The 11,952-nt window shown below is 57.5% G+C and carries 10 protein-coding genes and 1 pseudogene; 8 read left to right on the top strand and 3 right to left on the bottom strand.

Features of this window, described 5'->3' with window-relative positions; translation table 11 throughout:
- Nucleotides 1-72: 72 nt before the first annotated feature.
- Together ttrR and ttrS are read right to left on the bottom strand one after the other, a co-directional pair.
- Nucleotides 73-687 (bottom strand): tetrathionate respiration response regulator TtrR, encoded by a 615-nt coding sequence (gene ttrR / locus U869_RS0109780; protein WP_025120315.1) that lies wholly within the window; start codon nt 685-687, stop codon nt 73-75.
- Nucleotides 662-2,401: a tetrathionate respiration histidine kinase TtrS gene (ttrS, locus tag U869_RS0109775; protein ID WP_051588649.1), complete on the bottom strand. Its 1,740-nt coding sequence runs from the start codon at nt 2,399-2,401 to the stop codon at nt 662-664. Before ttrS ends, ttrR begins: the two co-directional genes overlap by 26 nt.
- A gap of 171 nt (nt 2,402-2,572) precedes the next feature.
- Here ttrS and ttrB point away from each other — a divergent pair, with 171 nt between their 5' ends.
- The 3 genes from ttrB to ttrA are packed head-to-tail and all read left to right on the top strand — an operon-like array spanning nt 2,573 to nt 7,438.
- Nucleotides 2,573-3,307 carry a tetrathionate reductase subunit TtrB gene (gene ttrB, locus U869_RS0109770; RefSeq protein ID WP_025120317.1) on the top strand — a complete coding sequence of 245 codons (735 nt, stop codon included), beginning with the start codon at nt 2,573-2,575 and terminating at the stop codon, nt 3,305-3,307.
- Nucleotides 3,304-4,362, top strand: a complete 1,059-nt coding sequence (ttrC, locus tag U869_RS0109765) for a tetrathionate reductase subunit TtrC (RefSeq protein WP_025120318.1) — start codon at nt 3,304-3,306, stop codon at nt 4,360-4,362. The genes ttrB and ttrC overlap by 4 nt, the downstream gene beginning before the upstream one ends.
- On the top strand, nt 4,355-7,438 hold the full coding sequence (gene ttrA, locus U869_RS0109760) for a tetrathionate reductase subunit TtrA (RefSeq protein ID WP_025120319.1): 3,084 nt from the start codon (nt 4,355-4,357) through the stop codon (nt 7,436-7,438). Before ttrC ends, ttrA begins: the two co-directional genes overlap by 8 nt.
- Nucleotides 7,439-7,525: 87 nt before the next feature.
- Here ttrA and U869_RS29320 read toward each other — a convergent pair.
- Nucleotides 7,526-8,068 (bottom strand): annotated as a pseudogene (locus tag U869_RS29320) (DUF3251 domain-containing protein).
- Nucleotides 8,069-8,264: 196 nt separating this feature from the next.
- On the opposite strand from U869_RS29320, the gene nrdR reads away from it, so the two are divergent.
- The 5 genes from nrdR (at nt 8,265) to thiL (ending at nt 11,891) form a co-directional block, all read left to right on the top strand.
- Nucleotides 8,265-8,714 carry a transcriptional regulator NrdR gene (gene nrdR / locus U869_RS0109750; protein WP_025120320.1) on the top strand — a complete coding sequence of 150 codons (450 nt, stop codon included), beginning with the start codon at nt 8,265-8,267 and terminating at the stop codon, nt 8,712-8,714.
- Nucleotides 8,715-8,724: 10 nt separating this feature from the next.
- Complete coding sequence (gene ribD, locus U869_RS0109745) at nt 8,725-9,831, top strand: bifunctional diaminohydroxyphosphoribosylaminopyrimidine deaminase/5-amino-6-(5-phosphoribosylamino)uracil reductase RibD (RefSeq protein ID WP_025120321.1); 1,107 nt, start codon at nt 8,725-8,727, stop codon at nt 9,829-9,831.
- A 119-nt stretch (nt 9,832-9,950) separates the two neighbouring features.
- Complete coding sequence (ribE, locus tag U869_RS0109740) at nt 9,951-10,421, top strand: 6,7-dimethyl-8-ribityllumazine synthase (RefSeq protein WP_025120322.1); 471 nt, start codon at nt 9,951-9,953, stop codon at nt 10,419-10,421.
- 21 nt (nt 10,422-10,442) lie between these two features.
- Nucleotides 10,443-10,859, top strand: a complete 417-nt coding sequence (nusB, locus tag U869_RS0109735; RefSeq protein WP_025120323.1) for a transcription antitermination factor NusB — start codon at nt 10,443-10,445, stop codon at nt 10,857-10,859.
- Between the two features lie 45 nt (nt 10,860-10,904).
- On the top strand, nt 10,905-11,891 hold the full coding sequence (gene thiL / locus U869_RS0109730) for a thiamine-phosphate kinase (protein WP_025120324.1): 987 nt from the start codon (nt 10,905-10,907) through the stop codon (nt 11,889-11,891).
- Nucleotides 11,892-11,952: the final 61 nt, after the last annotated feature.

Here is an 11,952-nt window from a genome sequence, read left to right as displayed (position 1 = left end):
TGGGCGCAGCATGCAGCGCCCCTACGTTGTGACTCTGGTAAGAATTGTCAGCAGTTCTCAATGCCGGTCAGTTTACTCTGACCGGCATTTTTTTTGCTCCTGCGCTGCCAACAGGTTTAACGAACTGACCAATTCCGCCAGGCTGGTGGCCTGCATTTTCTCCATCACTTTAGAGCGGTGCACCTCAACGGTACGCACGGCAACGAAGTAACGATCGGCGATGGCCTTGTTGGTCATTCCGGCAGCGACCGCGCTGGCGATATCGCGCTCGCGCGCGGTCAGCGTAGTGAAACGTTGCTGCAACTGGTAACGCTCCACCTGACGTTGGGAATGCTCGATCCCACGCTCCAGTGCTTCGATCAGCGGCGCGGTGGCAATCGGTTTTTGCAGAAAATCCAGCGCCCCCAACTTCATCTCCGCCACGGCCATCGCGATATCACCATGACCGGTCACGATCACCACTGCCAGCGTACTTTCCCGCTCGCGTAGTCGCTGGTGGATCTGCTGCCCGTCAATCCCGGGCATGCGAATATCCAGCATCACAACGCCGCATTGGTAAGGGTCGACCTGCTCGATAAAGGTTTGGCTGTCGTTCCAGATCCGTACCCGATAGTCCAGCCCTTCGAGTAAAAAGCGGCTGGCATCGGTGACCGCCAGATCGTCATCGACCAGATGTATCAGCGCCATGGCGAGTGTCCTTTTTGCTTTCAGGGAAGTGCAGGGTCACGCGTAGGCCCTGTCGTTGTGGTGATACGGCATAGTTTTCCAGCGTCAGTTCACCCTGCTGGCTTCTCAGCAGCCGTTGGCAGATCACCAGCCCCAGGCCAAGTCCTTCCGATTTGGTGCTGCGAAAAGGGACGAACGGCTGTGCCAACTGTTCAGCGCTGAGGCCCCCGGCATCGTCTTCCAGTATCAGCTTCTGCCGATCGCCATCGGTTTCCCGCCGCAGGGTGATCTGTTGAGCACCGGCCTGCAGGCTATTGCTTAACAAGTTGGTGAGCACCTGCTCCAATAGCGTAGCCTGGCAATACAGTTGGCTTTTCGGGGCGATGGCAATCACCAGCCGACACTGTGGATAATGCTGTTCGATGCGCATCAGTTTGACGACGTTTTCCACCAGGGGACGTAACGCCAACCATTGTGCGCTTTCATGCTGCGGCGTTTTGCTGACCCACTGGCGCAGATTGACGATAGTTTCTGCCCCGCGCTGTGCCTGTTGGCCAATCTGTTCGAGGATCGGCAACAGTTCGTGCTGTGGATCGCTGCGTTCAAGGCGAATGCGGCAGCCTTCGGCATAGTGGCGAATGGCCGCCAGAGGCTGGTTCAGTTCGTGTGCAAAACCGGAAGCCATCTCACCCAGGGCACTGAGGCGTTGTGCTCGGGCAAGTGCGGCTTCTCTGGCCCGTAACGTCAGATGCATTTGCTCTAGCTCGCGCCCACGGCGGCGCACCAGATGGCCGATCCACAGATGGTTGGCACCGAGCAGCAACATGCCCCCGGCTATCGCGCCAAGCAACAACAGATGTTGCAATGCCCAGCTATGTGCTTCTTGCCAGAGTGAGCGCTGAGCCGGATGGCGATCCAGATCACGCAGCAGCTGGTCAACCTGACGGGATGAGGCGGGAGCACCCCAGGCTGGGAGATCAGGGGCATTCATTTGCAACAGTTGGCGGGTCAGTTCATCAACCAAAGGATCGGGCACGTGGTTCAAGGCGGCAAACGACCAATTGGGGTAAAGCACACTGCTGGTCAGGCAGGATTGCTCACTGGGTTTGGCAAGTAGGGCACGGTAATCAGCGGCTCTTAGCAATCCCTCTGCTTCCATCTCTTCCAGCAGGCAAACCGGCACGATTGCGGCGTCTAGCGCTCGATCGCGCAGCAGGTATAGCAGGGCATCCACCGGATAGCCGCTGAAGTGCAGTTGCAGATCTTTCTCTGGATGCAGGCCTGCGGCCAGTAACTCTTTATAACCCAGCAGATAGCCGCCAAAAGCATCAGGGGCGACCGCGCCCACTTTCTTACCAGTGAGCTGATCGGCCTGGGTTACCGGGCTATCGCGGCGTACCAATATTACGCTGCCTACCACGTTGCTTGAGGCATTCTGTTGATTTCTGCTGGAGCGTAATGACACCAACCAACGTAACGGGTAACTGTTGTCCAACTGAATATACTGCGCTGGGTTGGTCAGTAGAAAGTCGACCCGACCATTGCTGACGGCTTCACTCATGTCGGCCAGATTCAGTGGTAAAAGTTGAAAACTTTCGTCTGGGAACTGACGGTTGAGATGGTCGATTAACGGCTGCCATTGGGTGAGGGCGTGGGCATCGCCACGCAGTGCCAGCACGGCGATAGTCCATTGCCCTGCCCAAACCGGGCTCAACCAGCCGCATAGCAAGATCATCAGCACTGCTTTCTTCACATCATCTCCATTTTTATGATCTCGATCGCCTACTGGAATTGTCCTGGATCAAGCCGCCGCAGGGAATGTGGTAAACCACAATATGGGCGGTCGCTCACCACTTTTACACTCCTTTGTATCAGCTCCCCGGTTGATACATTTTGGGAGAAATCAATGGATAGTGGAAAAAGGCAATTTTTACAGCGTCTCGGCGTGCTGACCGCCGGTGCCGCACTGGTACCGCTGGCGCATTCCGGTTGGCAGCTACAACCCGAACGGCGGGAAGGTGATGGCAAAAAGCGCATGGCGATGCTGATCGATCTGCGCCGCTGTATTGGCTGCCAGGCCTGTACGGTCAGCTGCGCGGTGGAAAATCAGCTGCCGCAGGGACAATTTCGTACCACGGTACTGCAATATCAGATCGTCACGGATAGCCAGCGTATCCCGACCAACGTGCTGTTACCGCGCCTGTGCAATCACTGTGATAACCCACCTTGCGTGCCGGTTTGCCCGGTTCAGGCGACCTTCCAGCGGCAGGACGGCATTGTGGTGATCGATAATACCCGCTGCGTCGGTTGTGCCTATTGTGTACAAGCCTGCCCGTATGAGGCGCGCTTTATCAACCATGAAACTCAAACCGCGGATAAATGCACCTTCTGTGTCCACCGTCTGGATGCAGGATTATTGCCAGCCTGCGTGGAGTCTTGTGTTGGCGGCGCGCGCATGATCGGCGATCTCAATGACGATAATGGGGTGTTAAGGCGTGCGCTGGAGCAGCATCACGGGCAGCTAAAGGTGCTCAAGCCCGAGCAGGGAACGCATCCGCAAGTCTTTTACCTGGGGTTGGATGACGCCTTTGTCAGCCACGTCCAGGGACAACCGGCGCTGTGGCAGGAGGTACACGCATGATCCGCGAAGTGATGGCTCGTCCGCAGGAGATCGCCTGGCTACCCTGGGCGGTACAGTATTTCTTCTTTATCGGCCTGGCATGCAGCAGTATCGCCATTGCGGCCTGGCTACGCTGGCGCTCAGAGCAGGAGGCTTCAAGGCTGGAGTTGGCTGCCGTTTCGCTGGCGGTGGTGAGCGGCACCGTCGCACCGTTGGCGCTAAGTGCCGATTTGCATCAGCCCGCTCGTATCTGGCACTTCTATGCCCATTTCGCGCCCTGGTCGTGGATGTCTCTAGGTTCGGTGTTTTTACCGCTGTTTACCCTGCTAGTGATGGCTTACTTCATCCTGTTGCTGCGTTGCCAGTTGCGGACGCAAACCCTGCCGTTCTGGGCGCGTTGGTTGCTGTTCAGGCCCGTATGGCAAGAACAGAAAGCTTTGCGCTGGGTGGCGTTGGCGACCTTGCTGTCGGCATTCAGCATCTTGCTCTATACCGGAAGGGAGGTTTCCGTGCTGCGTTCGCAACCGCTGTGGTTCAGCCTGTGGTTGCCTTGGCTGCTGTTGCTCACTGCCATGCAGGCGGTTCCTCCGCTGTTAGCTTATTGGTTACGTCACGAACCTCAGTGGCAACCGCGTTTGGCCCGCTATCAGGCTTGCTCTCTACTGTTGCTGTGCGCCTCCAGTCTTGGCTGGTGGTTGGACGGTAGTTCCTCTGCCGCCGTGTTGCACCAGTTGCCAGCGCAGGGGAGCATTTGGACACAGGCGGGTAGCGCATTTGCCGTATTGATCCTGCTGTTACTGGCATCGGCCTGGCGAGCACATCGTCGGGCGCTAGGGACCACAGGGCTGCTGGTTCAGTGCGTGGCGGCTTTGTCGCTCTGTTGGGGCGTGCGTTGGATGCTACTGATGCAAACCCAGACGCTGCCCAAGTTCAATATCTTACTCAATCCCTATGTTTTACCGTCCGGCAGCGAAGGGCTGTTGGCCATCCTGGGCACCTTCGGGCTGTGGATGGCGCTAATCATCGGGGTTCGTGAATTACAGCATGGGTTGATGGAGAAAAAACGCTATGGCTAAGTCAACGCGTCGTCAGTGGTTGAAAGGCGGGCTCGCTTTAGGTGGGTTGGCCGTGTTTGGTGCCAGCTACAGCGAAATGGTGCAGAAGGTGTTTACCGGCTTGCGTGACGGCAGCAGCGGCAAACTGACGTTGGACGGGATCAGCGCCAACGCGTTGCCGCCGGAAGGCCGTCAGCATCCTGAAGGTTGGCAGGCCAATCCCCAGCAGGCGGTGTCCATGACGCAATGTTTTGGCTGCTGGACGCTGTGCGGCCTGCGGGTGCGTGTCGATCGCGATAGCAATCAGATACTGCGTGTGGCCGGTAATCCTTATCATCCGCTGTCTCACGATCATCATTTCCCTTACCGTTTGCCAGTGAGCGACGCGCTTAACCGGCTTGGTGGTGAGGCTGGTTTGGAACAGCGCTCAACCGCCTGTGCGCGCGGTGCGACCTTGCTGGAAGGGCTGACCAGCCCGTATCGCGTGCTGGAGCCGATGAAACGGGTAGGGCCACGAGGTAGTGGGCAGTGGCAGCGTATCAGTTTTGAACAGCTGATCCAGGAGGTGGTTGAAGGCGGAAATCTGTTTGGTGAGGGGCACGTTGATGGCTTAAGGGCCATTCGCGATCTGCAAACGCCGCTCGATCCGGCACAGCCAACGCTGGGGCCGAAGGCCAATCAGCTGCTGGTCACTAACGCCGGTGATGAGGGGCGGGATACCTTTATCAAACGTTTTGCGCAGAACGCCTTTGGCACACGCAACTTCGGCCACCACGGTGCTTACTGTGGACTGGCTTACCGGGCAGGTTCTGGGGCGCTGATGGGCGATCTGGATAAGAACGCTCATGTGAAACCCGATTGGGATCACCTGCGCTTTGCACTGTTTCTGGGGACGTCACCCGCACAGTCCGGTAACCCGTTCAAACGGCAGGGGCGTCAGTTGGCCAATGCCCGCCTGCGCGATGAGTTCCGCTATGTGGTGGTGGCCCCGGCGTTGCCGTTAACCACCACGCTTGCCAACGATCATAACCGTTGGGTGCCGGTACTGCCGGGAACGGACTCTGCACTGGCGATGGGCATGATCCGTTGGATTATCGACCAGCAGCGCTATAACGCCGATTACCTGGCGCTACCTGGCGAACTGGCCATGCAGGCCGCCGGGGAAAAAAGCTGGTCGAACGCCACACATCTGGTGGTGATCGATGAAGATCATCCCTTGTGCGGCCAGTTCTTGCGTAAATCCCATCTGGAAGGTGGTGCAGCCAGCGAAGGGGAAAGCCCGGCTTTGGTGTGGGATGCACAGCGGGCTGAACTGATGCCAGCTACCGAGGCCTTGCATGGCCAATTGCTGGTTGAACAGCCGGTGCAACTGGCCGATGGTTCGCAGGTGCGGGTCCGTTCGAGCTTCCGTTGCCTGCAAGTGGCGGCGGAACGCTTTACGCTAGCCGAATACAGCGCCCAATGTGGCGTCAGTGCCGAAACCATTGCGGCGTTAGCCAAGGAATTCACTTCCTACCAACGGCAGGCGGCGGTGATCTCCCACGGCGGCATGATGAGTGGCAACGGTTTCTACAGCAGTTGGGCGGTGATGATGCTCAATGCGCTGATCGGTAACCTTAATCTCAAGGGCGGCGTTTCGGTGGGCGGCGGCAAGTTCAAGGAGTTTGCCGAGGGGCCGCGCTATAACCTGGCCACCTTCCCTGACATGGTGAAGCCGAAAGGACTAGTCTTGTCACGCAGCAAGCAGGCCTATGAAAAGTCGGATGAATATCGCTACAAGGTGGAACAGGGCGTCAATCCCTATCCGGCGCGTGGGCCGTGGTATCCCTTTGTCGCTGGCCAGTTTACCGAGCAGTTGGCCCCCGCGTTGATGGGATATCCTTACCCGCTGAAGGCCTGGATCAATCATATGGGCAACCCGCTCTACGGCGTAGCCGGGCTGCGTGAAGTGGTGGAGGACCGGCTGAAGGATCCGCAGCATCTGCCGCTGTTTATTTCCGTTGACGCCTTTATCAACGAAACCAGTGCGTTGGCGGATTATGTCGTACCGGATACGCATAACTTTGAGAGCTGGGGTTTTACCTCCCCTTGGTCTGGCGTGATGGTCAAGGCCAGTACCGCCCGTTGGCCGGTGGTGCCTGCGCGCACGGCGAAGACGGCGGACGGGCAGCCGGTCGCACTGGAAAGCTTTGTCATTGCGCTCTCGAAAGCCATGGGATTGCCGGGCTTCGGTGATGGTGCGTTACAGGATGCGCAAGGCAACCTTTGTGGGCTGCATTGTGCTGAAGATTATTACCTGCGTGCCGCCGCCAACGTGGCGTTTGCCGGTGAACCGTTGCCGGAAGCGACGGCAAGTGAGCTGCGTTTGACCGGCGTCGATCGCCTGCAACCAGCGCTGGAAAAAGTACTGAAAGCGGATGAGCGCCTGCGGGTGGGCTATATGCTGGCACGTGGCGGTCGTTTCGCGCCCCATGAGCAGGCTTGGCAAGGGGAGGCGACCGGCCCGCAGTGGAAACAAGGGCTGAATATCTGGAATGAAGAGGTGGCACGCCATCGCCATGCCATGACCGGCGAACGTTATAGCGGCTGCCCGACCTATTATCCGGCGCGTTTTGCCGATGGTTCCGACGTGGCGCAGCACTATCCGACCGAGGCATGGCCGTTCCGCCTGATGTCGTTCAAATCGCATCTGATGAGCAGTTCAACGGCACCCATCGAACGTTTGCGAGCGGTGAAGCCGGTGAATCTGGTCGCGCTCAATCCGGCCGACGCAGCGCGTTACGCTCTGAGTCATGGCGACCGGGTCAGGTTGCAGACACCGGGCGGCAGCGTTGAGGCGCAGATCAGCGTGCTCGATGGGGTAATGCCGGGCGTTATCGCCATTGAACACGGCTATGGGCATCGTGAAATGGGGGCGCGGGTGCATTCTCTGGATGGCCAGGCGTTGGCAGCGGATCCGCGCATTGCCGCAGGGATCAACCTCAACGATCTGGGGCTGGTCGATCCGACCCGCGAGGTGGGTAATAGCTGGCTGGACTGGGTGAGCGGGGCGGCGGTACGGCAGGGATTACCGGCGAAGCTGCAACGTTTGGGCTAGCCTGGTAATTAAATCCACCCCGGCCCTCTAAACATACAAGGGGCGCAGCATGCGGCGCCCCTACAATCGAATATGTGCGATTCGACATCAACGTCGAGTCACAGGCTCTACGCTGTGCACACGGATATAGCCCAGCTGTGCTGGCGTTACGCCACTCAGACGCAGTTCAAAGATCTGTTCGGTTTTTGGCAGCAGTGAACTGGCGCTCTGGATCTGTTGTGACTGCGCCTGCGCCGTCAGCGGCATACCGGTTGCCGGATCCAACTGGCCCCATTCCAGCGTCGCAGTAAAGCCGGGCAGATACTGGTCGGACAGCGTACGCACATACAACGTTGCCTAGCTGCCGTTGGCCTCGCTCTTTACATAGTTGAGGGACAGACTCAACTCGCCCACGCTACTTTGCAATCTAGCTGCGTTATTGGCGGCGGGAAGCAGGTAGACGCCGCTGCTCGAGCTTTGATTAAGTCGATTTTGGCGCTCCAGGGCAGTAGCCTGCTCGGTCAACTCCCCCAGCACCTGTTTCAACTCAACGACCTGATTGGTGAGCTTCGGCACTTCGCGGTTCTGTGCGCAGCCGGCCAGCAGGATCATGGCGGTGAGCAGGCAAACTTGGCGATAACGGATTGTCATAGCGGCAATTTCCTCTTCAATAACACTGGTTACCAGCTTAGCCCGATCGCGGGTCAAAGTCATGTTCAGCGCCCGCTCTGGCTGTTTTATTGCACAATCATGGCCGCAATTCGCAACAAATGTCCGGCGGTCTTTGTTGTGGCGGTAGTTCGGGGTAAACTGTATTCAACTATAAAAACGCTTATCAGGACGAGTTATGCATTGCCCTTTCTGCGCTGCCGTTGATACCAAAGTGATTGATTCCCGTCTGGTGGGTGATGGATCGCAGGTGCGCCGTCGTCGCCAATGTCTGGTCTGTAATGAACGTTTTACCACTTTTGAAGTGGCTGAATTGGTGCTGCCACGGGTGATTAAAAGTGATGAAGTCCGCGAACCGTTCAATGAAGATAAACTACGCCGTGGCATGCTGAAAGCGCTGGAAAAGCGCCCGGTCAGTTCCGACGACGTGGAAAACGCCATCAACCATATCAAATCCCAGTTGCGAGCGACTGGCGAGCGTGAAGTGCCCACCAAAATGGTCGGCAACCTGGTGATGGATGCGTTAAAGAAGCTGGATAAGGTCGCTTATATCCGTTTTGCTTCGGTATATCGCAGTTTTGAAGACATTCGCGAGTTTGGCGAAGAGATCGCCAAACTGCAGGATTAACGGGATCCGCATGCAAAACGACGAATTCTATATGGCGCGCGCCTTTGAGCTGGCGCGTTTGGGGCGCTTTACCACCACACCGAATCCCAACGTGGGCTGCGTTATCGTGCGCGATGGCAACATCGTGGGCGAAGGTTTCCATTTGCGGGCCGGTGAGCCTCATGCGGAGGTTCACGCTCTGCGCATGGCAGGGGAAAAGGCGCGCGGGGCTACGGCCTATGTCACGCTCGAACCTTGTAGCCATCATGGCCGCACGCCTCCTTGTGCTGACGCGTTGATCGAGGCTGGAGTCAGCCGCGTAGTTGCCGCTATGCAAGATCCCAACCCGCAAGTTGCCGGGCGTGGACTCTACAAGCTGCAACAGGCGGGTATCGATGTGCGCCACGGCGTGATGCTGGCAGAAGCGGAAGCCGTTAATCTGGGGTTCCTCAAGCGTATGCGCACCGGGTTTCCCTATGTGCAGCTCAAGCTGGGGGCTTCACTGGATGGCCGTACGGCGATGGCCTCTGGAGAAAGTCAGTGGATCACCTCACCGCAGGCACGGCGAGATGTGCAGGAGTTGCGGGCGGCCAGTTCGGCGATCCTCAGCACCAGCGCTACCGTGTTGGCCGACGATCCTGCGCTGACGGTGCGTTGGGATGAACTGAGCAGTGAAACCCAACAGATCTACCCGCGTGACAGCCTACGTCAGCCATTGCGGATTATTGTAGACAGCCAGAACCGGGTAACGCCGCAACACCGGGTCGTGCAGCAGCCGGGTATTACCTGGTTGGCACGTCAGCAGCCAGACGATCGGGTTTGGCCAGCCGGTGTCGAGCAACTCTCCTTCCCGCTGCACGGCGGTGGTATCGATCTGGTGGTGATGATGATGCAACTGGCCAAACGTCAGGTGAACAGCATCTGGGTCGAGGCTGGCGCGCAGCTTGCCGGTGCACTGTTGCGGGCCGGGCTGGTGGATGAGCTCATTGTGTACATCGCGCCAAAATTATTGGGTGATAATGCCCGTGGCCTGTGCCAGTTGCCAGGTTTGACGCAACTGGCCGATGTGCCTGAGTTTGTCTTTAGCGAGGTGCGCCAGATTGGTCCCGATCTGCGCCTGCGGTTAACCGCCAAATAGAGAATGTGACCTTTGCCTGCCGGTGTAGCCGCGTTTTACAAAAGCGCCGCGCAGGCGGGCAAAGAATATGATAGAATCCGCCCCCCTGCGGGGTATGAACCCATTTTTAAGGAAAGCCCATGAAAGTTATCGAAGGTGTTGTTGCTACTCCTAATGCCCGTGTGGCGATCGCAATTGCACGTTTTAACAATTTCATCAACGACAGCCTGCTGCAAGGTGCCATTGATGCACTGAAGCGTATCGGCCAGGTTGCTGATGACAACATCACCGTTGTTTGGGTCCCAGGCGCTTACGAGCTGCCATTAACCGCACGCGTGCTGGCTAACACCGGCAAATATGATGCGGTAATTGCGCTGGGTACGGTGATCCGTGGGGGCACCGCGCACTTCGAATATGTGGCGGGCGAAGCCAGCTCCGGTCTGGGCAATGTCTCAATGAATACCGAGATCCCGGTTGCCTTTGGCGTGCTGACCACCGAAAGCATCGAACAAGCGATCGAGCGTGCCGGCACCAAAGCGGGCAACAAAGGCGCAGAAGCCGCCCTGACCGCACTTGAAATGATTAATGTAATCAAAGCTATTAAAGCCTGAATTTAGTTTAAGGGGAATTCCGTGAAACCTGCTGCTCGTCGTCGCGCTCGTGAGTGCGCTGTTCAAGCGATTTATTCTTGGCAGTTGTCTAAAAATGACATTGCCGATGTTGAACACCAGTTCCTGACGGAGCAGGATGTCAAAGATGTTGACGTCGCCTATTTTCGTGAGCTGCTGTCCGGTGTGGCAGTCAACGCAGGTATGCTGGATGGCCTGATGGCCCCCTTCCTGTCGCGCCAGCTTGAAGAATTGGGCCAGGTGGAAAGAGCCGTGCTGCGCATTGCGCTGTTCGAGCTGAAAATGCGTGAAGATGTCCCTTACAAAGTGGCCATCAACGAAGCGATCGAACTGGCGAAAACCTTCGGCGCGGAAGATAGCCACAAGTTTGTGAATGGCGTGCTGGATAAAGCAGCCCCCAGCATCCGCAAGAAAAAATAAAACGTAAGGCCGGGAAACCGGCCTTACTTCTTTGGAAGACAGACCATGGCATGTGGCGAATTTGATCTCATTGCCCGCTATTTTGACCGGTTCAAAAGTGTGCGCCGGGATGTACAGCTAGGCATTGGCGATGACTGTGCACTGCTGACAGTGGCAGAAAAACAGCTTTTAGCCATCAGCACCGATACCCTGGTGTCAGGCATTCACTTCTTGGCAGATATTGATCCTGCCGATCTCGGCTATAAAGCACTGGCGGTAAACCTGAGCGACCTGGCGGCAATGGGCGCCGATCCCGCGTGGCTTTCGCTGGCGTTGACGTTGCCGGAAGTCAACGAAGAGTGGCTCAAGGGGTTCAGCGATAGCCTGTTCGAACAGATGAATTACTACGGCATGCAATTGATTGGCGGCGACACTACTCGTGGCCCGCTGAGTATGACGTTGACGATCCACGGCCTTATCCCGGCCGGGCGGGCATTAACCCGCAGCGGTGCACGCATTGGCGACTGGATTTACGTGACCGGTACGCTGGGCGACAGCGCTGCCGGATTGGCCATCCTGCAAGATCGTTTGCAAGTGTCTGATCAAGTGTCCCGGGACTATTTGCTGGCGCGTCATCTGCGTCCGCAGCCGCGTGTGCTGCAAGGCCAGGCGCTGCGTGATTTGGCCAGTTCGGCGATCGATCTCTCCGACGGCCTGATTTCAGATCTGCAACACGTACTGAAAGCCTCCGAGTGCGGTGCCCGTATCGAGTTGGATGAACTGCCAATGTCGCAGACGCTGACCAGCAATACCGATGCCGAACAGGCATTGCGCTGGGCATTGACCGGCGGGGAAGATTACGAGCTGTGCTTTACGGTGCCCGAGATCAATCGGGGAGCGCTGGAAGTGGCGTTAAGCCATTTAGGTGCGGACTACACCTGTATTGGCCAGATCGGCCCGCAGTCTGAAGGGATGAAGTTCTATCGCGAACAGCAAGAGGTTGAACTGCCGTGGAGCGGTTACGATCACTTTGGTAGCGCTCAAGGGTCGTAAAATAGTAAGGTCGGAGGCGGCAAACCTATCAGCGCATAACTGTACGAAATTGCATCTGCTT

Source organism: Serratia sp. H1w (assembly GCF_000633355.1).
Classification (GTDB): domain Bacteria; phylum Pseudomonadota; class Gammaproteobacteria; order Enterobacterales; family Enterobacteriaceae; genus Chania.
The sequence above is the reverse complement of the archived record's forward strand: the minus strand, read 5'-3'. Positions and strand labels throughout refer to the sequence as shown.

What these genes read in the sequence shown, in the direction of transcription:
- ttrB (WP_025120317.1), top strand. Translation starts at nt 2,573, where the DNA reads ATGGATAGTGGAAAAAGGCAATTTTTACAGCGTCTCGGCGTGCTGACC.
- ttrA (WP_025120319.1), top strand. Translation starts at nt 4,355, where the DNA reads ATGGCTAAGTCAACGCGTCGTCAGTGGTTGAAAGGCGGGCTCGCTTTA.
- ttrR (WP_025120315.1), bottom strand. Translation starts at nt 687, where the DNA reads ATGGCGCTGATACATCTGGTCGATGACGATCTGGCGGTCACCGATGCC.
- nrdR (WP_025120320.1), top strand. Translation starts at nt 8,265, where the DNA reads ATGCATTGCCCTTTCTGCGCTGCCGTTGATACCAAAGTGATTGATTCC.
- ttrS (WP_051588649.1), bottom strand. Translation starts at nt 2,401, where the DNA reads ATGATCTTGCTATGCGGCTGGTTGAGCCCGGTTTGGGCAGGGCAATGG.
- ribE (WP_025120322.1), top strand. Translation starts at nt 9,951, where the DNA reads ATGAAAGTTATCGAAGGTGTTGTTGCTACTCCTAATGCCCGTGTGGCG.
- ribD (WP_025120321.1), top strand. Translation starts at nt 8,725, where the DNA reads ATGCAAAACGACGAATTCTATATGGCGCGCGCCTTTGAGCTGGCGCGT.
- thiL (WP_025120324.1), top strand. Translation starts at nt 10,905, where the DNA reads ATGGCATGTGGCGAATTTGATCTCATTGCCCGCTATTTTGACCGGTTC.
- ttrC (WP_025120318.1), top strand. Translation starts at nt 3,304, where the DNA reads ATGATCCGCGAAGTGATGGCTCGTCCGCAGGAGATCGCCTGGCTACCC.